The organism is Roseomonas sp. TF40 (genome assembly GCF_057219975.1).
In genome coordinates this window covers 1-23156 of the sequence record NZ_JBXVVR010000003.1, presented here as the reverse complement: position 1 = coordinate 23156, position 23156 = coordinate 1, and the positions used below count along the sequence as shown (strand labels likewise).

Annotated in this window: 21 protein-coding genes; 13 read left to right on the top strand and 8 right to left on the bottom strand. The window is 72.0% G+C overall.

The window, feature by feature from the left end; genetic code table 11:
- Positions 1 to 2 precede the first annotated feature (2 nt).
- From AC2D9U_RS09955 to AC2D9U_RS09940, 4 genes are read left to right on the top strand one after another with little or no spacing between them, the layout of a single operon-like run.
- Positions 3 to 1340, top strand: a complete 1338-nt coding sequence (locus tag AC2D9U_RS09955; RefSeq protein ID WP_484748407.1) for an aspartate aminotransferase family protein — start codon at positions 3 to 5, stop codon at positions 1338 to 1340.
- 41 nt (positions 1341 to 1381) lie between these two features.
- Positions 1382 to 1954, top strand: a complete 573-nt coding sequence (gene hslV, locus AC2D9U_RS09950) for an ATP-dependent protease subunit HslV (RefSeq protein ID WP_484748406.1) — start codon at positions 1382 to 1384, stop codon at positions 1952 to 1954.
- Entirely contained in the window at positions 1951 to 3276 is a 1326-nt protein-coding gene (gene hslU / locus AC2D9U_RS09945) for an ATP-dependent protease ATPase subunit HslU (protein ID WP_484748405.1), read from the top strand. Before hslV ends, hslU begins: the two co-directional genes overlap by 4 nt.
- 34 nt (positions 3277 to 3310) lie before the next feature.
- Positions 3311 to 3928 carry a malonic semialdehyde reductase gene (locus AC2D9U_RS09940; RefSeq protein WP_484748403.1) on the top strand — a complete coding sequence of 206 codons (618 nt, stop codon included), beginning with the start codon at positions 3311 to 3313 and terminating at the stop codon, positions 3926 to 3928.
- Positions 3929 to 3931: 3 nt separating this feature from the next.
- On the opposite strand, the gene AC2D9U_RS09935 is transcribed toward AC2D9U_RS09940, so the two are convergent.
- From AC2D9U_RS09935 to AC2D9U_RS09915, 5 genes are read right to left on the bottom strand one after another with little or no spacing between them, the layout of a single operon-like run.
- Positions 3932 to 4438: a DUF1178 family protein gene (locus tag AC2D9U_RS09935; RefSeq protein WP_484748402.1), complete on the bottom strand. Its 507-nt coding sequence runs from the start codon at positions 4436 to 4438 to the stop codon at positions 3932 to 3934.
- Between the two features lie 3 nt (positions 4439 to 4441).
- Positions 4442 to 4699, bottom strand: a complete 258-nt coding sequence (gene grxC, locus AC2D9U_RS09930) for a glutaredoxin 3 (protein WP_484748401.1) — start codon at positions 4697 to 4699, stop codon at positions 4442 to 4444.
- Positions 4700 to 4730: 31 nt separating this feature from the next.
- Positions 4731 to 5498 (bottom strand): double zinc ribbon domain-containing protein, encoded by a 768-nt coding sequence (locus tag AC2D9U_RS09925; RefSeq protein WP_484748399.1) that lies wholly within the window; start codon positions 5496 to 5498, stop codon positions 4731 to 4733.
- A gap of 1 nt (position 5499) precedes the next feature.
- Positions 5500 to 7077, bottom strand: coding sequence for a rhodanese-like domain-containing protein (locus AC2D9U_RS09920; protein ID WP_484748398.1), 1578 nt, complete (start codon positions 7075 to 7077; stop codon positions 5500 to 5502).
- 4 nt (positions 7078 to 7081) lie between these two features.
- Complete coding sequence (locus AC2D9U_RS09915; RefSeq protein ID WP_484748397.1) at positions 7082 to 7696, bottom strand: cysteine dioxygenase family protein; 615 nt, start codon at positions 7694 to 7696, stop codon at positions 7082 to 7084.
- Between the two features lie 84 nt (positions 7697 to 7780).
- Here AC2D9U_RS09915 and AC2D9U_RS09910 point away from each other — a divergent pair, with 84 nt between their 5' ends.
- Complete coding sequence (locus AC2D9U_RS09910; RefSeq protein WP_484748396.1) at positions 7781 to 8653, top strand: class I SAM-dependent methyltransferase; 873 nt, start codon at positions 7781 to 7783, stop codon at positions 8651 to 8653.
- Positions 8654 to 8873: 220 nt separating this feature from the next.
- Here AC2D9U_RS09910 and AC2D9U_RS09905 read toward each other — a convergent pair whose 3' ends face one another.
- A complete protein-coding gene (locus AC2D9U_RS09905; RefSeq protein ID WP_484748395.1) occupies positions 8874 to 9521 on the bottom strand; it encodes a TetR/AcrR family transcriptional regulator in 648 nt (215 codons plus the stop codon).
- A gap of 196 nt (positions 9522 to 9717) precedes the next feature.
- Here AC2D9U_RS09905 and AC2D9U_RS09900 point away from each other — a divergent pair, with 196 nt between their 5' ends.
- Positions 9718 to 11493 carry a sulfatase family protein gene (locus AC2D9U_RS09900; RefSeq protein ID WP_484748394.1) on the top strand — a complete coding sequence of 592 codons (1776 nt, stop codon included), beginning with the start codon at positions 9718 to 9720 and terminating at the stop codon, positions 11491 to 11493.
- Positions 11494 to 11590: 97 nt separating this feature from the next.
- On the opposite strand, the gene AC2D9U_RS09895 is transcribed toward AC2D9U_RS09900, so the two are convergent.
- Positions 11591 to 12664 carry an A/G-specific adenine glycosylase gene (locus tag AC2D9U_RS09895; protein WP_484748393.1) on the bottom strand — a complete coding sequence of 358 codons (1074 nt, stop codon included), beginning with the start codon at positions 12662 to 12664 and terminating at the stop codon, positions 11591 to 11593.
- Between the two features lie 2 nt (positions 12665 to 12666).
- On the opposite strand from AC2D9U_RS09895, the gene AC2D9U_RS09890 reads away from it, so the two are divergent.
- From AC2D9U_RS09890 to AC2D9U_RS09875, 4 genes are all read left to right on the top strand, one after another.
- Positions 12667 to 13128 (top strand): DUF721 domain-containing protein, encoded by a 462-nt coding sequence (locus AC2D9U_RS09890; protein WP_484748392.1) that lies wholly within the window; start codon positions 12667 to 12669, stop codon positions 13126 to 13128.
- Positions 13129 to 13175: 47 nt separating this feature from the next.
- Positions 13176 to 13826 carry a DsbA family protein gene (locus AC2D9U_RS09885; RefSeq protein WP_484748390.1) on the top strand — a complete coding sequence of 217 codons (651 nt, stop codon included), beginning with the start codon at positions 13176 to 13178 and terminating at the stop codon, positions 13824 to 13826.
- A 100-nt stretch (positions 13827 to 13926) separates the two neighbouring features.
- Positions 13927 to 17931, top strand: a complete 4005-nt coding sequence (locus AC2D9U_RS09880) for a chromosome segregation SMC family protein (protein ID WP_484749680.1) — start codon at positions 13927 to 13929, stop codon at positions 17929 to 17931.
- Between the two features lie 31 nt (positions 17932 to 17962).
- Entirely contained in the window at positions 17963 to 19831 is a 1869-nt protein-coding gene (locus AC2D9U_RS09875; RefSeq protein WP_484748389.1) for an ABC transporter ATP-binding protein, read from the top strand.
- 33 nt (positions 19832 to 19864) lie between these two features.
- On the opposite strand, the gene AC2D9U_RS09870 is transcribed toward AC2D9U_RS09875, so the two are convergent.
- Complete coding sequence (locus tag AC2D9U_RS09870; RefSeq protein ID WP_484748387.1) at positions 19865 to 20161, bottom strand: usg protein; 297 nt, start codon at positions 20159 to 20161, stop codon at positions 19865 to 19867.
- Between the two features lie 331 nt (positions 20162 to 20492).
- Here AC2D9U_RS09870 and groES point away from each other — a divergent pair, with 331 nt between their 5' ends.
- From groES to AC2D9U_RS09855, 3 genes are all read left to right on the top strand, one after another.
- Positions 20493 to 20804, top strand: coding sequence for a co-chaperone GroES (groES, locus tag AC2D9U_RS09865; protein WP_484748386.1), 312 nt, complete (start codon positions 20493 to 20495; stop codon positions 20802 to 20804).
- An 80-nt stretch (positions 20805 to 20884) separates the two neighbouring features.
- The gene (groL, locus tag AC2D9U_RS09860) at positions 20885 to 22534 is read left to right on the top strand and encodes a chaperonin GroEL (RefSeq protein WP_484748385.1); all 1650 of its coding nucleotides are present in this window, start codon (positions 20885 to 20887) and stop codon (positions 22532 to 22534) included.
- A 309-nt stretch (positions 22535 to 22843) separates the two neighbouring features.
- Complete coding sequence (locus AC2D9U_RS09855) at positions 22844 to 23047, top strand: cold-shock protein (RefSeq protein ID WP_482000730.1); 204 nt, start codon at positions 22844 to 22846, stop codon at positions 23045 to 23047.
- Positions 23048 to 23156 lie beyond the last annotated feature (109 nt).

Here is a 23156-nt window from a genome sequence, read left to right as displayed (position 1 = left end):
CCATGTCCCGCCTGATCCAGCGCAGCCTGCGCGCCGACCCGCCCCGCGCGCTGCGCGGCGAGGGCATCTACCTCCATGATTCCAACGGCCGCGCCATCATCGATGGCTCGGGCGGCGCCGCCGTGGCCTGTCTCGGCCATGGGCACCCCCGCGTGCTGGAAGCGATGCGCGCGCAGCAGGAACAGCTCTGCTACGCGCATACCTCGCTCTATTCCTGCGAAAGCGCGGAGGCGCTGGCCGATCTGGTGCTGGAAGGCGAGCCGGGCGGGCTGACCCACATGTATCTCTGCTCCTCCGGCAGCGAGGCGATGGAGGCCGCCCTCAAGCTCGCGCGGCAGTACTTTTGCGAGATTGGCCAGCCGCAGCGGGCCCGATTCATCGCGCGGCGCCAGAGCTATCATGGCAACACGCTCGGCGCGCTCGCCGCCGGGGGCAATGCCATGCGCCGCGCGCTCTACCAGCCGCTGCTCTCGGACGCCTTCAGCCATGTCTCCGCCTGCTACGCCTATCGCGAGCGCGGCGAGAACGAGAGTGACGCCGACTACGTCGCGCGCCTCGCCGCGGAACTCGAGGCCGAGTTCCTCCGGCTCGGCCCCGATACGGTGGCGGCCTTCATCGCCGAACCGGTGGTCGGCGCCACGCTCGGCTGTGTCACCGCCCTGCCCGGCTATTTCCCGGCCATGCGCGCGGTCTGCGCGCGGCATGGCGCGCTGCTGATCCTCGATGAGGTGATGTGCGGCATGGGCCGCACCGGCACCATGCATGCCTGGGAACAGGAAGGGGTCACGCCCGACATCCAGGTCGTCGCCAAGGGGCTCGGCGGCGGCTACCAGCCGATCGGCGGCATCCTCATCGCGGGGCCCGTCGTGGCCGCGCTGCGCGAGGGCTCGGGCGCCTTCATGCATGGCCATACCTACCAGGCGCATCCGGTCGCGAGCGCCGCCGCCCTCGCCGTGCAGCGCGTGATCCGGGAGGAAGGACTGCTCGCCAATGTCCAGGCCATGGGTGCCCTGCTGGAAGAACGGCTGGTGGAGCGGCTCGGCAATCATCGCCATGTCGGGGATATCCGCGGGCGGGGCCTGTTCTGGTGCGCGGAATTCGTGACCGACCGCGCCACCAAGGCCCCCTTCGACCCGGCGCTGAAACTGAACGACCGCATCAAGCAGGCGGCCTACAACCGCGGCCTCGCCTGCTACGCCATGGCCGGCACGCTGGATGGCAAGCGCGGGGACCATGTGCTGCTCGCCCCCCCCTACATCGCCCGGCCCGAGGATATCGAGGCCATCGTGGCGCGCTTCGGCGATGCGGTGGATGACGCGCTGGCGGGCCTGCCCGCGTGACCATCTTGCTAGGGGCACGCCGCCGCGCCATGTGAGGCGGCATGCAACACTCCCCCGATAACGCCCAGCGCGATCCGCTGGGCTGGCATGGCACCACCATCCTCTGCGTGCGCAAGGATGGGCGCGTGGCCATGGCCGGCGATGGCCAGGTCTCGCTTGGCCAGACCGTGGTGAAGGGCAATGCGCGCAAGGTGCGCCGCATCGCCCAGGGCAAGGTCCTGGCCGGCTTCGCGGGTGCCACGGCCGACGCCTTCACGCTGCTCGAGCGGCTCGAAGCCAAGCTCGAGCGCTTCCCCGACCAGCTTGAGCGCGCCTGCGTGGAACTCGCCAAGGATTGGCGCACGGACCGCTATCTGCGGCGGCTGGAAGCGCTGCTCGCGGTCGCGGATTCGAAGCGCTCCCTGCTGCTGACCGGCCAGGGCGACGTGCTGGAGCCCGAGGACGCGGTGATCGGCATCGGCTCGGGTGGCAATTACGCGCTCGCGGCCGCGCGCGCGCTGCTGCCGGTGGAGGGCATCGCCGCCGAGGAAGTGGCGCGCCGCGCGATGAAGATCGCTGCCGACATCTGCGTCTACACCAACGGCAACATCGTTCTCGAAGTGATCGAACCGTGACAGAGACCGTGAACCTCAGCCCGCGCGAGATCGTCTCCGAGCTCGACCGCCACATCGTCGGCCAGAACGACGCCAAGCGCGCGGTGGCCATCGCGCTGCGCAATCGCTGGCGCCGCCAGCAATTGGCGCCCGGGCTGCGCGAGGAAGTCGTGCCGAAGAACATCCTGATGATCGGCCCGACCGGCTGCGGCAAGACCGAGATCGCGCGCCGCCTCGCGAAGCTCGCCAACGCGCCCTTCCTGAAGGTGGAGGCGACGAAATTCACCGAGGTCGGCTATGTCGGCCGCGACGTGGACAGCATCATCCGCGACCTCATCGAGGTCTCCATCACGCAGATGCGCGAGAATGCGCGCAAATCCGTGCAGGCGAAGGCCGAGCTGAACGCCGAGGAACGGCTTGTCACCGCGCTGGTCGGCGAGGGGGCCTCGGGCGAGACGCGCCTGAAGTTCCGCCGCATGCTGCGCGACGGCACGCTGGAATCGCGTGAGGTCGAGGTGCAGGTGAGCGACCCCAGCGGCGGGCTGCCGATCGGCATGATGGACATGCCCGGCATGCCGCCCGGCCAGATGGGCAACATGCAGGAGATGCTCGGCAAGATGTTCGGCGGCCGGCAGAAGCCGCGCCGGATGAGCGTGGCCGAGGCGCGCATCGCCCTGCAGCGCGAGGAAGCCGACAAGCTGCTGGATGCCGAGGCCCTGACCCGCGACGCGGTGGCGAATGCCGAGAACAACGGCATCGTCTTCATCGATGAGATCGACAAGGTCGCAGCCCGCACGCAGGAAGGCGGCTTCCGCGGCGGCGATGTGTCGCGTGAGGGCGTGCAGCGCGACCTGCTGCCGTTGATCGAGGGCACGACGGTGTCCACCAAGCATGGGCCGGTGAAGACGGACCACATCCTGTTCATCACCTCCGGCGCCTTCCACCAGGCCAAGCCCTCCGACCTGCTGCCGGAACTGCAGGGTCGCCTGCCGATCCGCGTCGAGCTTTCGGCCCTCACGCGCGCGGATTTCCGCCGCATCCTGACCGAGCCCGAGCATTCGCTGGTGAAGCAGTACATCGCGCTGCTGGGCACGGAGGGTGTGACGCTCGAGATCACCGAGGACGCGACGGATGCCATCGCCGGCCTCGCCGCGGAGATCAACGCCACGGTCGAGAATATCGGCGCGCGGCGCCTCGCCACCGTGATGGAGCGGCTGCTGGACGAGATCTCCTACACCGCCTCCGACCGGGCGGGGGAGACGATCACGGTGGACGCCGCGCTGGTGAACACGCGCGTCGGCCCGCTGGCGGGCAGTGCGGACCTCTCGCGCTTCATTCTCTGACCGTTTCGACACCCGCCAAGACCGGAGACCCCCCATGTCCGAGACCACCCCGGGCGCCGCCGAGCGGCCCGTCCTCGATGACCGCGCGCTCGACACGCTGTTCCGCGAGGCGCGGACGCACAACAAGTGGCAGGACCGGCCGGTGCCCGACACCAAGCTGGAAGAGCTCTACAATCTGCTGAAATGGGCCCCGACCTCGGCCAATTCCTCACCCGCGCGCTTCATCTTCGTGCGCACGGCGGAGGGCAAGGCGAAGCTGAAGGACGCGCTCTCGCCCGGCAATGTCGAGAAGACCATGACCGCGCCGGTCACCGTGATCGTGGCGAATGACAGCAGCTTCTACGACAAGCTGCCCTTCCTGTTCCCGCATGCCGATGCGCGCGGCTGGTTCGCCGACAACTACTCGCTGGCCGAGGCGACGGCGATGCGCAACGGCACGCTGCAGGGCGCCTATCTGATGCTGGCGGCGCGCGCGGTCGGCCTCGATGTCGGGCCGATGAGCGGCTTCGACAACTACAAGGTGGATTCGGCCTTCCTGCTGGGCACGAACTGGAAGTCGAACTTCCTGGTCAATCTCGGCTATGGCGACCCGGAAGGCCTGTTCCCGCGCAGCCCGCGGCTGACGTTTGATGAAGCGTGCAGGTTTGAATAACGCCTAACCGTCCGCGCGCGGCACCCAGGGGAGGCGGGCGATGTCGATGCCCTCCTCCGCCAGGGCCTCGGCCTCGGCCTGCGTCGCCTCGCCATAGATGCCCCGCGCCTCGGTCTCGCCCATGTGGATCTTGCGCGCCTCCTCGGCGAAGTCCTTGCCGACATAGTCGCAATTCTTCTCGACCTCGGCGCGCAGGCGCTGCAGCAGGGCGATGACCTGGGCGGGCATCGGCCCGGCCGCGGCGGTGCGCGCGGGGGGCGATTCCGGCGCCGCGGCGGGCGGGGCTGCCGGCGGGGCGGCGGGGGCCTCGGCCTCAGGCGCCGGGGCGGGCAGCGCCTTGCGGCGGGATTTGCGGATGGCGGGCGCCATCAGCGCGCGTTCCACCTTCGCCGTGCCGCAATGCGGGCATTCCACCAGCCCGGCCTTGGCCTGCTTGTCGAAGCTCGCACTGTCGGCGAACCAGCCGTCGAAGCCATGCCCGGCGGCGCAGCGCAGCTCGTAGTGGATCATGCGTCAGGCCGCGATCAGCGGGTCGAGCCCGCCCGAACGGTCCAGCGCGACCAGGTCGTCGCAGCCGCCGATATGCCGGCCGTCGATGAAGATCTGCGGCACGCTCGTCCGCCCGCCGGAGCGCGCGATGGCCTCCTTGCGGTTGTCCGAGCCCTGGGGGGCGTACTTCTCCTCGAAGGGCACGCCCTTCTTCTGGAACAGCCCCAACGCGCGGGCGCAGTAGGGGCAGAAATCCTGGGTGTAGATCTCGATCTTGGCCATGGGGATCACATCGGGGCGCGCGGGGTTGCGGTCAAGCCCGCTCCGCCAGGCGGGGGTCGGGCACGCGCGCGGCGGCCAGCACATCCACCCCGGCCGCGCCGGCCGCGCGCAGCACCCGCGCGCAGGCCTCGGCCGTGGCGCCGGAGGTCATGACATCGTCCACCAGCAGCACGCGCCGGCCCTGCAGCAGGGCGGCACGGCGCGGATGCAGGCGGAAGACCCCGGCGAGCAGGGCGGCGCGCTCGGCCGCGCTGCGGTCGCCCATCGGCGGCGTGGCGCGGGCGCGGGTGAGCAGGTCCGGCACGAAGGGCAGCCGCGCCTCCCGCGCCAGGCGCCGGCCGAGCAGCGCCGCCTGATTGTAGCGCCGCGCCCAGAGCCGCAGCCAATGCAGCGGCACCGGCGCCACCAGATCCGCCCGCGCCAGCAATTCGCGCCCGGCGCGGGCCATGCGCGTGGCGAGTGGCCCAGCCAGATCCGGCCGGTCGGCATGCTTGAAGGGCAGCAGCAGGCGCCGCGCGCCGTCATCGTAATGCAGCGCCGCGCGCGCCGCGTCATAGCTCGGCGGCTGCGCCAGGCAGGTCGGGCAGAGCCCGCCCGCCCCCTGGCCGGCATGCAGGAAGGGCACGCCGCAGCGCGCGCAGAAAGGCTCTGTCAGGCTGTGCGTGGCGCGAAAGCAGGCAGGGCAGAGCGTGCCCTGCACCTCCACCCCTTCGTCGCAGCTCAGGCAATGCGGCGGCAGCAGCGTATCCAGCAGCCCCGCCCCCAGCCGTCGCAAGCCGGCCGCGACGGGGCTGCCCATCTCACCAGGCGCCGAAGGGCGCGTCGCCATCGCGTTCGACGGCATGCACGAGGTCGATTTCCCAGGCGAGATAGGCGTGCATCGCCGCCTCCACGCCCTCATTGCGGTCATAGGGGCGCAGATACCAGTCGACGCAATCGGCATCGCTCGGCACGCGCCGATCGGCCGCGAGCGGATGGCCGGCCGCCTGCCAGGCCGCCGTGCCGCCCGCCAGCACCGCCACACCCCCGGCATGCAGCGCGCCGAGTTCCACCGCCGCCAGCGCCGCGAGATCGGGGTCCGGGGCCGCGATCACCGCCAGCGCGCCCGCCGGCAGCCGCGCCGCCACGGGGCCGAGCCGCGTGCGGATGCCCCAGAGGGCGCCCGGGATATGCCCGGCGCGGAAGGCGATGGAGCGCGCGAGATCCACCACCGCCGCCCGGCCCTCGGCCAGCAGCGCGGCCAGCTCCGCCACGGTGACGGTGCGCGGCGGGGCCACGCCCTCCAGGGCGGAAGGCGGCATGCCGGTCTCGCACGCGCCGCCGAGCCCGTCGCGCAGCACCAGCACCTCCCAGCCGCCCAATTGGCGCAGCCAGCCGGCGGTCATGGCCGCGCGGGTGCCGGTATCGTCCACCAGCACGATGCGGGCATGGCGCACCGCGACCCAGCCATCGGTCGCCTGCACCAGCTGCCCGCCCGGCGCGTGGCGCGAGCCCGGCACATGCCCCGCGGCGTATTCGGCCGCGTCGCGCACATCGAGCAGATAGGTCGTGCGGCCCGGCTCCGCCCGCAGCCGGGTGAGGTCGCCGGAGTCGATCCAGCGCACGCCGGCCTCCCGTGCGAAGGCCTCGGCGCGGGCACGGCTTTCCGCCGCATCGGGGGGCGTGCCCTCCGGATAGCGGTCGCGCTTGCCGGTCGCGCAGTGGAAGCCGGCGAGTTCCCAGCCCATCGTGCCGTTGCGCAGCGCGACCACCGGGTTCGGCAGCCCGGCCCGGCGCAGGCTCTCCGCCCCCAGGATCGAGCGCGTGCGCCCGGCGCAATTCACCACCACCTTCGTCTGCGGCCGCGCGAGCATGGCCGGCACGCGATAGGCGAGCTCGCCACCCGGCACGTTGATGCCGCCGGGGATCGACATGCGTTCGAACTCCGCCATCGGGCGGGAATCGACGATCAGCAGATCCGCGCCCGCCGCCTGCATCGCGGCCAGGTCCGCGGCATCGACCGAAGGCGTCCCGTAATGGTGCTCGACCCATTCGCCGAAGGCCTTGGAGGGCACGTTCACGCCCGAGAAGACCTCGAACCCCGCCGCCTGCCAGCCGGGCGTCCCGCCTTCCAGCACATGCACCGCCGTGCAGCCCAGCCCGGCCAGCACGGCGGCGAGGCGCTCCGCATGGCCGGCCCCGCCATCGGTGCAGACCACGCGCACGTCGCGCCGCGGCAGCAGCGCAGGGGCGCGCAGCTCCGCCACCGAGAGCGGGCAGGGCACCGCCCAGAACAGGTGGGAGGCGCCGAACTCGCCCTCCTCCCGCGCATCGAGGATGGCCAATTCGCGGCCATCCCGCAGCCAGGCCTTGAGCGTCGCCGGCGCGATGAGGGTCATCGCCTCAGCCCAGCGGCGCCAGGCTCGGCTTCATGTAGGCGCGGTTGTAGCCGGTGACCTTGCCGGTCTCGTCGTCATAGCCCTTGCGGTTGTCCAGCACCTCGAGCGCCAGGCCGTACATGTGCAGATGCCGGGTGGGCACGGAGCCCAGGGTGTGGATGGAGTGGATGTCCTCCGGCATCAGGCAGATGCCGCGGCCGGGCTCCACCATGATCTCCTCGCGCAGCCGCAGTTCGCAGCGCTCGGGGTCGGTGCCGTCATCGGTGCGGTCATAGACCTTGTTCAGCTCCTGCCCCTCCACCGCCACGACCACGGCCCAGGTGGTGTGGTCATGCGGCTTGGTGGCGTTGCCGGGATTCAGCGCGTTCATGTAGAGCGCGAAGCGGTGATCCGGGTCCTCCTGCAGGAAGTAGCGGTTGCCGCCCTTCTCGCCCGGCGGCGGCGGCGGGAAATGCGCGGAGGGGAACAGATGCTCCTGCGCCGCGAGCGCCATGAGCTCCGCGCGGATGGCGTCCAGCGCCGGGCGCGTCACGCCCTGCGCGGCCTGGATGGCGCGGATGCGATCGATCGTGGCGGCAACGGCAACGGTGCGTGCGGCGGAGACGTCGGCGGCGTTCATGGTCGGGCTCCCTCTGGTTATCGCGCGAGCTTAGACCCGCTTGTCGCCGGGGCGAAGCGGGCGCATCTGGCCGTTATGGACCCGATGCGGATTTTCGATCGCACCTTGCTGCGGCGCCGGCGCGACCGTGCGGCGGGCAGCGTGCACCAGGTGGCACCGATCCTGGAGGCCGCGGCCGATCTGCTGCTCGACCGGTTGGACGACACGACGCGGCGCTTCACCCGCGCGCTCGATCTCGGCGGGCGGGGCGTGGTCGCCCCCCGGCTGCGCGCGCGCGGGGTCGAGTTCGTGGTCTCGGCCGATCTCTCACCCCGCATGGCGGCCCTGGCGGGGGGCCAGCCCGTGGCGGCGGATGAGGAATTCCTGCCCTTCGCGCCGGAGAGCTTCGACCTGATCGTGGCCAGCCTCTCCCTGCACGGCGTCAACGACCTGCCCGGCGCGTTGATCCAGATCCGCCGCGCCCTGCGCCCCGATGGGCTGTTCCTGGCCTCCCTGCCCGGCCTCGGCACGCTGCAACCGCTGCGCGAGGCCCTGGCGGCGAGCGAGATCGCGCTGCGCGGCGGGCTCTCGCCCCGCATCGCCCCCTTCCCCGAGCTGCGCGACGGGGCGGGGCTGCTGCAGCGCGCCGGCTTCGCCCTGCCGGTGGCGGATGCGGAGGAACTCGACCTCGCCTGGCGCACGCCCTTCGGGCTCTTCGCGGATCTGCGCGCGGCCGGCGAGGGCAATGCCGTGCTGGCGCGCGACCGGCGCATCCCGCCGCGCGCGCTCTTCCCCCAGGCGGCGGCGGCGCTGACGCCGGGACCCCAGGGCTACACGGCGCCGCTGCGGCTGCTGATGCTCACGGGCTGGGCGCCGCATGCCAGCCAGCAACAACCGGCACGGCCCGGTAGCGCGACACACCGGCTCGCGGATGCGCTGGGCACCGTCGAGCGGAAGACGGGCGAGCGGGCCGGCTGATGGCCCTCGGCGGAGCCGCGATCACTTGATACCAGGCGCCGGGTGGGCGTCGTGGCAGCGCCTCGGCCCTTCGGGCCACAGGTCGGAACTTCGTGCGCTGGGTGCCTTGGCCATGCTCGCCGATGGATCGCCATCGGCTCCGCTGTCCGCCTTCCCAGCGCAAGAAATCCCTCGCCGGCTGCATCCCGGCCCAAATGTCCAGAGGCCCTAGACCCACGCCTCATCCTGTCCGCACACCGGCCTCCGACCGCGTGCCCGCTCCCCCGGGCAGCGGCCGCGCCGCGACTTCGGCCGCATCCGGAACGCCCAGCGCCCGCAGCACGAGGCAGGCGACGACCTCGGCATGGTCTGGCCCCGCCTCGCCACGCAGGACGCTGCGCATGCCCATGATTCCGGCGCCGAGCACCAGATCCTGCGCCGCCTGTACCGAGGCCAGGACGAAACGGCCCGTAGCGGCGCCCTCGGCGAGATCCAGTGCGAGATTGGCCCGCATCGCCGGGCCCAGCGGCGCGGCCACGAGCGCGATGCGCACGATCGCCCAGCCCCAATGCGGATCCGCCGCGGCCTGACGGATGTAGCCGCGCAGCGCGCAGGCCATCCGCTCCGCCGGATCGGCCAGGGCCTGCGCCCCGAGCCGCGCCGCCTCCATCCGTTCGGCCGCCAGGGTGGCCACGGCGATCAGCAGATCATCCCGCCCCTCGAAGTAGTTGTAGAAGGTGCCGCGCGCGACGCCGGCCTCGGCGATGAAGTCATCCACGTTTGGCGCATCAGGCCCCATCCGCGCGAAGACCCGCAGCGCCGCCTGCACCAGCGCGCTGCGCGTACGATTCCGCCGCGCCTTGCCCAGCTCGGCCCGTCTCGGATCCATCCCGGAGCCCTCCCGCCTGCGTGGCGCCCCTGCCGCGGGCCGGGACGCATGGGGCAAAGATTGAATTGACAAAATTGTCAAAATGACAACATCGTCAATCTACCACAGCAGCACCGGAAGCAGAAGGTCCAAGGGCGGTCCGATCCGCGGCGTCGCCCGCCGCTTCTGAAACAACCGGCGGAAGGAGGATGCGGCGATGGATCAGGCAAGGACGGGATCGGGCAGTTCGCGCCGCGCGGTGCTGGCCGGCATGGCCACGCTCGCAGGCGCGGCGGCCGGGCTTTCCGGACCCGCACGGGCGCAGGGCGTCGCGGCACCAGCGCTTGCGATCCGCGGGGGCGGCATGCGGCGGCCCAACCTGCTCTTCGTCTTCACGGACCAGGAACGCTACGCCGCGCGCTGGCCGGCCGGCCTCTCGTTGCCGGGGCATGAGCGCCTGGCGCGCCAGGGCGTGACCTTCCACGCGCATCACTGCCCGGCGGTGATGTGCACCTCCTCCCGCGCCGTGCTGATGACCGGGCTGCAGACACCCGACAACGGCATGTTCGAGAACACCGACGTGCCCTGGGTGTCGAAGCTCTCGCCCGACATCCCCACCATCGGCCACATGCTGCGCGCGGCCGGCTACTACACCGCCTACAAGGGCAAGTGGCACCTCAACGACAGCTTCGACGTGGCCGAGCCCGAGCGGCTCTTCACCCGCGAGATGGAGCAGCACGGCTTCGCCGACTACAACGGCGTGGGCGACATCATCGGCCATGCGCTCGGCGGCTACCAGTTCGACCACCTGATCGCCGGCAGCGCCGTGACCTGGCTGCGCCGCCACGGCCGCGTGCTGGAGGATGAAGGCAGGCCCTGGGCGCTCTTCGTCAGCCTCGTGAACCCGCATGACGTCATGTTCTTCAACACCGACCTGCCGGGCCAGGCGGTGCAGGACACGGGCAGGCTGTTCCAGGCGCCGCAGCGCGCGCCCGACCACGCCCTCTACCGCGCGAGTTGGGACACGCCCCTGCCGCCCACGCTGACCGAGCCCTTCGATGCGCCCGGCCGGCCCGCCGCGCATGGCGAGTTCCAGCGCATGTGGAACATCCTGCTCGGCCACATCCCGCCCGAGCCTGAGCGCTGGCGCCGCTTCCACGACTACTACATCAACTGCATCCGCAACGTGGACAACACGATGGCGGGGCTGCTCGCGGAACTGGATTCTCTGCGTCTCACGGATCGCACGGCGGTCGTCTTCACCGCCGATCACGGCGAGATGGCGGGCGCGCACGGGCTGCATGGCAAGGGCCCCTTCGCCTATGCCGAGACCACGCATCTGCCCTTCTACGTCACGCACCCGGATGTACGCGGCGGGCAGGAATGCCGCGCGCTGACAGGCCATATCGACCTGGTGCCGACCCTGCTGGCGATGGCCGGCGTCGCGCCCGGGCGCGTGGCGGAACTCGCGCGCCGCGCCCTGCCGGGCAAGGACCTCACGCCGCTGCTCGTCAATCCCGGTGCAGCGGACGTGCACGCAGCGCGGGAGAGCGTGTTGTTCACCTATAGCGGGCTCAGCACCAACGACGCCGCGCTCTGGGCGGCAGTGGCGGCGGCGCGTGCAGCCGGGCGCGAACCGCGCGCGGAGCTGCGCCGGCAGGGCTTCCAGCCCGATCTCGCCAAGCGCGGCAGCCTGCGCAGCGTGTTCGACGGGCGGTACCGCTTCACCCGCTATTTCGCGCCGACGCAGCGCAACCGGCCCGAGACGCTCGATGCGCTCTACCGGTCCAATGATGTCGAGCTGTTCGACCTCGCCACCGATCCGGCCGAGACACGCAACCTCGCGCTGGATCGCACGGGCAATGCCGCCCTGATCGAGACGATGCGCGGCAAGCTCGAGCGCGCGATCGCTGCCGAGATCGGCGTCGATGATGGGCGCGAGATGCCCGATTTCCCGCGCATCGACTGGACGCTGACGCGCCTGGATCTCTGATGCCGGCGCAGGCTGCGTGCCGACCAAGGTCGCGCCTGCCCACGAACCCACCGCATCCGCCGCTCGAAGACCTGCGCTGCCAGGCGGGCGGGGCGAATCAGGCGTTGCCCGATGGCTCACCGCTGCCGTGCGGGAGCAACGCCAGCACCTTGCGCATCGCGGTCGGCATCGCGGCCAGCGCCTGGCGCCGATCCAGCCAGACATGGCCCTCCGCTGCCACGCAGCCTTCCGGCGCCACCGCCACGAAGAGTTCGACGCGCAGCTCGAAATGCGTGAAGCCGTGCCGCGCCTCGCCCGGCGCCCGGCGCCACTCCAGGCCGAGGTGCGGAGCCAGGGCCAGGGCTTCGGCGGCCGACCATGGCGCCTCGCGCCAGGGCGTGCCCGGCAGTTCCAGCATCCCGCCGAGCAGGCCGCTTTCCGGCCGGCGGCGCACCAGCACCTCCTCCGCGCCGCGCAGCGCGCAGAAATGCACCCCGTGGCGCAGCGGCCGGACGCGGCGGGCGGCCTTGCGCGGCAATTCGGCGGGCGCGCCGCCGCGCCGGCCCAGGCAGCCCTCACGCCAGGGGCAGAGCACGCAGGAAGGGTTGCGCGGCGTGCAGATCCGCGCGCCGAGATCGAACAGCGCCTGCGCGAAATCGCCCGGCCGCGCGCGGGCTTCCGGCTGCGCCATCCAGCCCTGCGCCAGCGCGCCCAGCGTCGCCTTGGCCCCGGGCAGCGGCGCCTCGACCCGGTGCAGCCGGGCGACCACGCGCTCGACATTGCCATCCAGCGGCACGATCGGGATGCCGAAGGCGATCGCCCCGATGGCCGAGGCCGTGTAGGGACCGATGCCGGGGATCTCGCGCAGCCCGTCCACGCTGTCGGGAAAGCCCCGCGCCGCCAGCATCCGCGCGCCGGCATGCAGGTTGCGCGCCCGGGCATAGTAGCCCAGCCCCGCCCATTCTTCGGCCACCTCCTCCCAGGGCGCGGCGGCCAGGGCCTCGACCGTGGGGAAGCGCGCCAGGAAGCGGGCGAAGCGCGGACCCACCGTGGCGACCGTGGTCTGCTGCAGCATGACCTCGGAGAGCCAAACGCGGTAAGGGTCGGCGATGGCGGTGCCGCCGCGCCAGGGCAGCGCCCGGCCGTTGCGGTCGTACCAGTCCAGAAGGTCGCGGGCAGGTGGAGGGGTCACGGATGGCAGGTGATGCCAAGGATCGGCGGTTTCCGACAGCCCCGGTGGCGCTCGCCACGCTGATTCCGCCGCTCACGCGGGTGGCCTTCCGCAAGCGCAGCCCGGCCGGGGCGCAGCTGATGGCGGATTGGAGCAGCATCATCGGCCCCGCCTTGGCCGCCGTGACCCAGCCCATCCGGCTGAGCTCGGGCACCCTGACCCTGGGCTGCGCCGGGCCGGTGGCGATGGAGCTGCAGCATTTGGCCCCGGAGCTGATCGCCCGGATCAACGCCCATCTGGGCCGCACCGCGGTGGAGCGCCTGAAATTCGTGCAGCAGGCGCCGCAGCGCGGGCCGGCGGCCCCGCCGCCGCCGCGCGCCACCGCCCTGCCGGCCGACTTGCAGGCCCGGCTCGACGCCCTGCCGCCGGGCGAGCTGCGTGATGCACTGGCAAAGCTGGCCAGCGGAGTCTATCGAAAGCCATGAACTGATCCCCCGGCGGCGCGAGTCCCCGGGTTTGGAAGGGTGCTGACATGAATCGCGATCGTCGCCTCCTGGCCGCCAAGGCCGTCGCCGTGTTCGGGCTGGGCGGATTCGTCGCCCCGGCCCTGGCCCCGGCCGCGGCATGGGCGCAGACGCCCCCGGCCGCGCCGAACACCGACCCCCGGCTCGCGGAGCGCTCCCTCGGCCGGGCCGAGGCACCCGTGACCGTGATCGAGTATTTCTCCCTCACCTGCGGGCATTGCGCCGCCTTCCACCGGGACACCATGCCCCGCGTGAAGCGCGAGCTGGTCGACACCGGGCGCATCCGCCTGGTCTTCCGGGACTTCCCGCTCGATGGCCTGGCGCTGGCGGCGGCGCAGATCGCCCGGAGCCTGCCGCCCGAGCGCTATGACCCCTTCATCTCCACCCTCTTCGCCAGCCAGGATCGCTGGGCCTTCAACCGCAACGCCGACCCGCGGGAGGAGCTGTATCGCCTCGCGGCGCTGGCCGGCATGACCCGCCCGCAATTCGACGCGGCGGTGGCGGACCAGGACCTCGCGCGCGGGATCCTCGAGCAGCGCGTGGCCGGCCAGCAGCAGCACAATGTGAACTCCACGCCGACCTTCGTCTTCGGCACGCGCGTGGTGCCCGGCAACCTGCCCTTCGACCGCTTCGCCGCCCTGGTGGCGGAAACGCGCTGACCTGATGGAAGCCGTGCCGGCCGACACCGGCGAGCCCGCGCAGGAGCCCGAACGCAGCGCAGCCCAGGCGGAGGCCGCGCGCAGCGCGCGGCTCACGCGCCTGCGCATCGCCGGGTTCAAATCCTTCGCCGAGCCCACCGTGGTCGAGGTCCTGCCCGGCCTGACCGGCATCGTCGGCCCCAATGGCTGCGGCAAGTCCAATGTGGTCGAGGCCCTGCGCTGGGCGATGGGCGAGAGCAATGCCCGCTCCATGCGCGGGGGCGAGATGGAGGACGTCATCTTCGCCGGCACGGCCACGCGGCCGGGCCGCAACCTCGCCGAGGTGACGCTGATCCTGGAGGAAGCCTCGGGGCTGGCCCCGCCGCCGAATGCGGATGCGGCCGACCTGGAAATCTCGCGCAAGATCGCGCGCGGGGAGGGCAGTTCCTTCCGCGTGAATGGCCGGGAACTGCGCGCGCGCGACGTGCAGACCATGTTCGCCGACATCGGCTCGGGCGCGCGCTCTTCCGCCATGGTCAGCCAGGGCCGCGTCGCCGCGCTGATCCAGGCCAAGCCCGAGGATCGCCGCGGCGTGCTCGAGGAAGCGGCCGGCATCGCCGGGCTGCGCGCCCGCAAGCATGAGGCCGAGCTGAAGCTCCGCCAGGCCGAGGCGAACCTCGCCCGCGCCGAGGATCTGATCGGCCAGCTCGAATCCGGCCGGCAGAGCCTGCAGCGCCAGGCCCGCCAGGCGGCGCGCTACCGCAACCTCTCGGGCCTGGTGCGTGCGGCCGAGATCGAGTGGCTCGCGCTGCTGCGCGCCCGCGCCCAGGCCGCCCTGGCCCAGGCGCGGGAGGCCTTCGCCCTGGCACGGCGCGCGACCGGTGCGGCCGAGTTCGAGGCCGAGGGCGCGGCACGGCGCGCCTTCGCCGCCGCCCAGGGCCTGCCCGAGCCCCGCGCGCGGGAGGCCGCCGCCCGCACCGGGCTCGAGCGCCGCCGCGTCGAGGCCGAGACGCTGGGCGCCGAGGAGGCTCGGGCGCGCGAGGCCCTGGCCGCCGCCGAGGCGCGCCAGGGCGTGCTGCGCCGGGACCTCGGCCATGCCGAGGCCGCGATGGCGGATGCCGCCGGCGCCCAGGCGCGCCTCGCCCAGGAAGCCGCCGAACTCGCCGCCATGGCCGAGGGCCTGCCGGCCCGCCTGCAGGAGGCCGAGCGCTTCGAGGCCGCGGCGATCGAGGCCATGCGCCAGGCCGCCGAGGCGGCGGACCGCGCCACCGCCGCGGCGGCGGAGGCCGCCGTGCGGGTCGAGGCCCTGGCGAAGGCCGAGGCCGAGGCGGCGGCGCGGGTCGCGCGCCTCGCCACCGTGCAGCAGACCCTGGACAAGGAGCGCGAGGCCACCCTCGCCACGCTGGTGCCGGCCGAACAGCTCGGCGCCGCCAACGCCGCCGTCGGCACTGCCGAGGCCGAGCTGGCGGCCGCCGAACAGGAATTGGCCACCGCCGAATCCGCCCGCGCGGCGGCGCAGGCGGCGCATGAGGCGGCGCGGCGCGCGGCGGCCGAGGCCGAAAGCCTGGAATCGCGCGCCATCGCCGCCCTCCAGGGGGCCGAAGGCACGGCGCGGCGGCTTGCGGAACAGCGGGCGCGGCTGACGGCGGAGCGCGATTCGGCGCAGGCCTCCCTGGTGCCGGAGTCGGAGCAGGCGGCGGCGCAGGCGGAAGCGCAGGAGGCCGCCGCCCTGCTCGCCACCGCCCAGGCCGCGCTGGCCGCGAGCGAGGCGGCGCGCGGCGCGGCCCAGGCGCGGCATGAGGCGGCGCGCAGCCAGGCCAGCGAGGCCGAGGGCCAGCGCACCCGCGCGGCGGCGGAGGTCGCCGCCCTCGCCGATGTGCTGCGCGCGCGCGAAGCCGGCCTCGGCCTCTCGCCGGTGCTTGATGCGGTCTCGGTCCCGCCGGGGCTGGAAGCGGCCCTGGGGGCGGCGATCGGCGAGGCGCTGGAAAGCCCGCTGGATGAGGGCGCCGCGCGGCATTGGCGGCTGCTGCCGCCGCTCGATCCCCTGCCGGGCCTGCCGGCCGGCGCGGTGCCCCTGGCGCGGCTCGTCGAGGCGCCGGCGGCGCTCGCGCGGGCGCTCTCCCAGGTCGGCCTGCTGCCCAAGGGACAGGATGGCGCGGCGCTGATGCCGCTGCTCCGCCCGGGCCAGGCGCTGGTGACGGAGGAAGGCGCGGTCTGGCGCTGGGATGGCCATTGCCTGCGCGCCGGGGCGCCGACGCCGGCGACGGTGCGGCTCGCCCAGCGCAACGCCCTGCGCGCGGCCGAGGCCCGGCTGGATGCCGCCGAGGTCGCCGCCGCCGCCGCCACGGAAGCGCGCCGGGAAGCCGCCGCCGATGAACAGGTCGCGCGCGGCGAGGAAGCCCGCCTGCGCGAGCAGCGCGCCCAGGCCGAGCGCCGCCACGCCGCGGCGACGACGGCGCTGGAACGCATCCTCGCCCGCGCCCAGCAGGCGGAGCAGCGCCTCGCCGCGCTGGCGCCCGAGTTGCAGCGCCTGGAAGCCGAGCATGAGGCCGCGGCTGCGGCCGTCGCCGCGGCGCGCACGGCGCGCGCCAGCGCTCCTGACGCCGCCGCGGCACGGTCGCTGCGCGAGCAGGCCGCCCAGGCCGAGACGATGGCGATGCGGGCGGAAACCGCGGCGCGCGAGGCCCGCCGGGCGGGCGAGGCGCGCCTCGCCGCCGCGCAGGAGCAGGTGCGCCGCCTCGCGGCGCGGGAGGAAGCGGCGCAGGCCCGCCTCGCCGCGCTGCTGCCGGAGGCCGAGCGGCTGGCCGCGGAGCATCGCGAGGCCAGCCACGCCCTGGAACAGGCCCAGGCGGCGCGGGCCACGGCGCCCGACCTCGTCGCCCTCCGCGCCGCCGTCGAGGCCGCGCGCGCGGAGCTCGCCCGGGCGCGGGAGAATGAGGCCGCGGCGCGCGATTCGCGGGCGACGTTGGCCGCCGAGGGCGGGCGGATCGCCGCGCGGGTCGAGGCGATCGGGCCGGAACGGGCGGAATGGGCGCGCCGCCATGCGGAGGCGACGCAGCGCCACAAGGAACTCGCCGATCGCGCCGGCGAGGCCGCCGCCGAGGTGGCGGGCCTCGCCGATGCCCCGGAAGCCGCCGCCGCCCGGCGCGCGACCGCGGGGGCCGCGCTGGCCGAGGCTGAGGCGCTGCACGCCGCGGCCAGCCAGGCCCTGGCCGCCGCCGAGGCCGAGGATCGCGCCGCCACCGAGGCAAGGCGTCTTGCCGATGCCGCCTTCGCCCAGGCGCGCGAGGCGCAGCTGCGGGCCGAGGCCGCCGCCCAGCAGGCCGAGGCCGCCGCCCTTTCGGTGGAGGAACGGGTGGTGGAGCGCCTCGGCCCTGAGCACCCGGCCCTGCCCGAGGACGTGCCTGAACTCAGCGACGCGGCGGAGGAGAAGGCGCGGCGCAAGCTGGAACGCCTGGTGCGCGAGCGCGAGGAGATGGGCGCGGTCAATCTGCGCGCCGAGATCGAATTGTCCGAGCTGGATGCCCGCCGCGCCCAGATCGACAGCGAGCGCGAGGAGGTGGCGACGGCCATCGCCAAGCTGCGGGGGTCCATCGGCCATCTCAACCGCGAGGGGCGGGAGCGGCTGCGCGTGGTCTTCGACAAGGTCGATGCCGAGTTCCGCGCGCTCTTCACGCGGCTCTTCGGCGGCGGGCGGGCGCATCTGGCGCTGGTCGGCAGCGAGGATCCGCTGGAGGCCGGGCTCGAGATCTATGCCGAGCCGCCGGGCAAGAAGCTGGCCTCGCTGAACCTGCTCTCGGGCGGCGAGCAGGCGCTGACGGCGCTCTCCCTGATCTTCGCCGTCTTCCGCTTCAACCCCGCGCCGGTCTGCGTGCTGGACGAGGTGGATGCGCCGCTCGACGACGCGAATGTGGAACGGCTCTGCGACCTGCTGGACGCCATGGCCGCGCCCGACGAGCAGGGCCGCGGCGGCACGCGCTTCCTGATCGTCACGCACCACCCGCTCACCATGGGGCGGATGCACCGGCTCTATGGCGTGACGATGCAGGAGCGCGGCGTGTCGCGGCTGCTGAGTGTCGACTTGCAGCGCGCGGTGGAGCTGGTGGAAGGCCCCGCGCCCGCTTGACCTGCCGCCGGGTTCGGCGCGTCCTGGCCGGATGTTGCTGTTCCGACTCTTCGAACGCGCCATCGACCCCGTGGCCCCGCCGGGCACGCGCGCCGGCCGGGTGCTGGGCGTGCCGGTGCCGGAGGCGCCGCCACCGCGCCGGCTGATCGGCTTCTACTGGCATTTCGTGCGCCAGGCCTGGATGCTCTTCATCGGCCTGTTCCTGGCCGGCGGCGTCGTCGCGCTGCTCGACCTGATGATCCCGATCTTCATCGGCCGCGTCATCGGCCTGCTGGAGGCGCATGGGCCGGGCGCGATCTGGGCGCAGGCGGGCGGCACGCTGGCGGGCATGGCGGCGATCCTGCTGCTGGCGCGCCCGGCTGCCATCCTGGTGCAGAACCTGGTGACGCAGCAGGCGATCATTCCGGGTGTCACGGCGATGATCCGCTGGCAGTCGCATTGGCATGTGGTGCGCCAGGGCTGGAGCTTCTTCCAGGAGGATTTCGCCGGGCGCATCGCCAACCGCGTGATGCAGGCCGGGCCTGCGCTGCGGGAAAGCGTGGTGCAGTCGGTCAGCGCCGTCTGGTACATCCTGGTCTATGGCACCGGCGCGGTGCTGCTGCTGGCCGGCACGGATTGGCGGCTCGCGCTGCCGATCCTGCTGTGGTTCGTGCTCTACGCCACGCTGCTGCGGCTGATCGTGCCGAGGATGCGCGAGCGCTCCCGCAAGGCGAGCGAGGCGCGCAGCACGCTGACCGGCCGCGTCGTGGACAGCTACACCAACATCGTCACGGTGAAGCTCTTCGCCCGCGCGGAGCATGAGGACGCCTTCGTGCGGGAGGCGGTCGAGAAGCTGAACCATGATTTCGGGCGCCAGACGCGCCTGGTCACGCTCAACGGCCTGCTGCTCTCGCTGCTCAACGCGTCGATGCTGGTGGCCACGGCGGGCATCGCGATCTGGCTGTGGTCGCAAGGCGAGATCCCGCTCGGCATGGTCGCGGCGGCGCTGCCCATGGCGTGGCAGATCGCCAACATCTCCGGCTGGGTGGCGTTCAACGTCGCCGGCATCTTCGAGAATATCGGCACGGTGCAGGAGAGCATGGCGAGCCTCGCCATCCCACCCAGCGCGCCCGATCCCCCCGGGGCGGCGGCGCTCGAGGTGCCGCGTGGCGAGATCCGCTTCGAGGGCGTGCGCTTCGGCTATGGCCGGGCGCGCGGCGTGCTCGATGGCTTCGACCTCACCGTGGCGCCGGGCGAGCGGGTGGGGCTGGTGGGCCAGTCGGGGGCGGGCAAGACGACCGCGATCAACCTGCTGTTGCGCTTCTTCACGCCCGAGGCCGGGCGCATCCTGATCGATGGCCAGGATATCGCGACCGTGACGCAGGAGAGCCTGCGCGGAGCGATTGGCGTGGTGACGCAGGACACGGCGCTGCTGCACCGCTCGGTGCTGGACAACATCCGCTACGGCCGGCCCGATGCCAGCCTCGCCGAGGTCGAGGATGCGGCGCGCCGGGCGGAGGCGCATGACTTCATCCAGGCGCTCGCGGATTGGCGCGGGCGCCACGGCTACGAAGCCCATGCCGGCGAGCGCGGCGTGAAGCTCTCGGGCGGCCAGCGCCAGCGCGTGGCGATCGCGCGCGTGCTGCTGAAGGATGCGCCGATTCTCATCCTGGACGAGGCGACGAGCGCCCTCGATTCGGAAGTGGAGGCGGCGATCCAGCAGAGCCTGGACCGGCTGATGGCGGGCAAGACCGTGATCGCCGTGGCGCATCGCCTGTCCACCCTCGCGCGGATGGACCGCCTCGTGGTGCTGGAGCAGGGGCGCATCGTCGAGCAGGGCAGCCATGCCGAGTTGCTGGCGGCCGATGGGACCTATGCGCGGCTGTGGCGCATGCAGTCGGGTGGGTTCGTTGGCGGCTGAGGGGCCGAAGGCAAAGCCTTCGGCCGCACACCCTCAATGCAGCAGGAACTGCCCATTGGCGTAGCGCAGCTCGGCCGGGCGGGTGAGGGCGGTGGAGGCGACGCGCACGGAATGCAGCGGGCCGTCGATCTCGCGCTTCCAGAAATCGAGGAAGCGGGTCAGCTCGGGGAAGCGCGGCGCCAGATCATGCTTCTGCCAGATGAAGCTCTGCAGCAGATGCGGGTGGTCGGGCAGGTGGTAGAGGATCTCGGCTGTGGTGAGATGCCAGTCGGGAAGGTTGTCCGGGGTCTTTTCGAGGCGAGCGATGCGCTGGAGACCGGAGAGATCCATCGTGCTCCTTTCCGGCCCGCGAAGGGGCCTGCGGGTGCCGGCCGCCGCCGATCGACGGCCTGGGCGGTGCAGCATGACATGATGTCCGGGTGGGGATGCAAGGGAAAATCGTTTAGTATCAGCGGCTTGGCACTCGCCTCGCCGATCTGCTGCCAGGGCGTGTTAGCACTCACGCGGATCGAGTGCTTGCGGCGCTTGACGGGCCTGGGGCCATCGCCTAGCTAGCTGGCACTCCTCTGGGGGGAGTGCTAGCGGATGCCTCACGGGTCCGCTGGCGATACATTCTCCGGAAGAGCTTGCCACTCAATTGGAAGCGACAGGAGGACCACAAATGGCGTTCCGCCCTCTGCACGACCGCGTGCTCGTTCGTCGGCTCACGGCCGAAGAGAAGACCGCTGGCGGCATCATCATCCCCGACACTGCCAAGGAAAAGCCGCAGGAAGGCGAAGTCATCGCCGTCGGCTCCGGCACCCTGAACGACAAGGGCGAGCTCCGCGCGCTCGACGTGAAGGCCGGTGACCGCATCCTGTTCGGCAAGTGGTCGGGCACGGAAGTGAAGCTCGGTGGTGAGGAGCTCCTGATCATGAAGGAGTCCGACATCATGGGCATCCTGGACACCCCCGCCGTCGCGAAGGCCGCCTGAGCGCGGCGCGCGGCGCCGATCGCGCCGCGTGCCCCTGGCTAGGCTTCTTCTGCCAACCTGTTCGATGAGGAATTCAGCACATGGCTGCTAAGGACGTGAAGTTCGGCGCCTCGGCGCGCGAGAAGATGATTCGCGGCGTGGACATTCTGGCCGATGCCGTGAAGGTGACGCTTGGCCCGAAGGGCCGCAACGTCGTGATCGACAAGTCCTTCGGCGCGCCGCGCATCACCAAGGACGGTGTGACGGTCGCCAAGGAAATCGAGCTGTCCGACAAGTTCGAGAACATGGGCGCCCAGATGGTGCGCGAAGTGGCCTCGAAGACCAACGACCTGGCCGGCGACGGCACCACCACCGCGACCGTGCTCGCCCAGGCGATCGTGCGCGAGGGTGCGAAGGCCGTGGCCGCGGGCATGAACCCGATGGACCTGAAGCGCGGCATCGACAAGGCCGTGGCGCATGTTGTCGGCGAGCTCGAGAGCAAGACCAAGAAGATCTCCACCTCCGCCGAGGTGGCGCAGGTCGGCTCCATCTCCGCCAATGGCGAGACCGAGATCGGCGAGATGATCGCCGCCGCCATGGAGAAGGTCGGCAATGAGGGCGTGATCACGGTCGAGGAAGCCAAGAGCATCCAGACCGAGCTCGACGTCGTCGAGGGCATGCAGTTCGACCGCGGCTATGTCTCCCCGTATTTCATCACGAATGCGGAGAAGATGATCGCGGAGATGGACAACCCCTACATCCTGATCTTCGAGAAGAAGCTCTCCCAGCTGCAGCCGATGCTGCCGCTGCTCGAAGCGGTGGTGCAGTCCTCCCGCCCGCTCGTCATCGTGGCCGAGGATGTCGAGGGTGAGGCCCTGGCCACCCTCGTCGTCAACAAGCTGCGTGGCGGCCTGAAGATCGCCGCCGTCAAGGCGCCGGGCTTCGGCGATCGCCGCAAGGCGATGCTTGAGGACATCGCGATCCTGACCGGTGGCCAGGTGATCTCCGAGGACCTCGGCATCAAGCTCGAGAACGTGACGCTCGCCATGCTCGGCCGCGCCAAGATGGTGCGCATCGAGAAGGAGAACACCACGATCGTCGACGGCGCCGGCGAGAAGAGCGAGATCCAGGGCCGCTGCGAGCAGATCAAGGCGCAGATCGAGGAGACCACCTCGGACTACGACCGTGAGAAGCTGCAGGAGCGCCTGGCGAAGCTGGCCGGCGGCGTGGCCGTCATCCGCGTCGGTGGCAGCACCGAGGTCGAGGTGAAGGAGCGCAAGGACCGCGTGGACGACGCGCTGCATGCGACGCGCGCGGCCGTGCAGGAAGGCATCGTGCCGGGCGGCGGCGTGGCGCTGCTGCGCGCCTCGACCAACCTGGGCGGGCTGAAGGGCCTGAACAGCGACGAGCAGGTCGGCATCGAGATCGTCCGCAAGGCGATCCAGGCGCCGTGCAAGCAGATCGCGACGAACGCCGGCAAGGACGGCGCGGTCGTGGCCGGTGAGGTCCTGCGCAGCGATGTGTGGGAGTTCGGCTACGACGCGCAGAAGGACGAGTACAAGAACCTCGTCGACGCCGGCATCATCGACCCGACCAAGGTCGTGCGCACGGCGCTGCAGGATGCGGCTTCGGTCGCCTCGCTGCTCATCACCACCGAGGCGATGGTCGCCGAGCGTCCGGCGAAGCCGGCGGCTCCGGCCGGCGGCCCGGGCGGCGGCATGGGCGGCATGGGCGGCGACATGGACTTCTGATCGATCGCTTCCGATCGTCGGATTTCCCGGGGGGACGAGCCGCCAGGCTCGTCCCTTCTGCATTTCAGGCATCACGGAGATGGTTCTGCTTTCTCCGCCGGGATTCCTGACATGCATGTGAGCTTGCCGACATCTCTTTGACACCTTTGCCGAAGTGTAGGCATCATTCAGGTGCACTACGCTCTGGCTTGCCTTGCCACGCTTCCACGGACCCGTTCCGCGGACCGCTTTCAGGACCCGCCCGTCGCGTGGCGCCCATCCGGGCGATCGGCGCGCGGGTGCGAACATCTGAAGAGGAGTGGCGGTCACATGCCGATTGGCACCGTCAAGTGGTTCAACGCAACCAAGGGCTTCGGCTTCATCGTGCCGCAGGATGGCAAGAAGGACGTCTTCGTGCACATCACCGCCGTGCAGAAGGCGGGCCTGCAGGGGCTGAACGAGGGCCAGAAGATCTCCTATGAGGTCGCGGTCGAGCGCGGCAAGGAAGCAGCCATCAACCTCCGCCCGGTCTAGAGCACGCTGCGTTCTGATGAACGCAGTTCGTGCTCTAGGTGTTTGATCCCAGGGTTTGATGGTGCAGTCTTTTCCCAGGCATGGAAGGACGCGCTATGGGCCAGGTTCT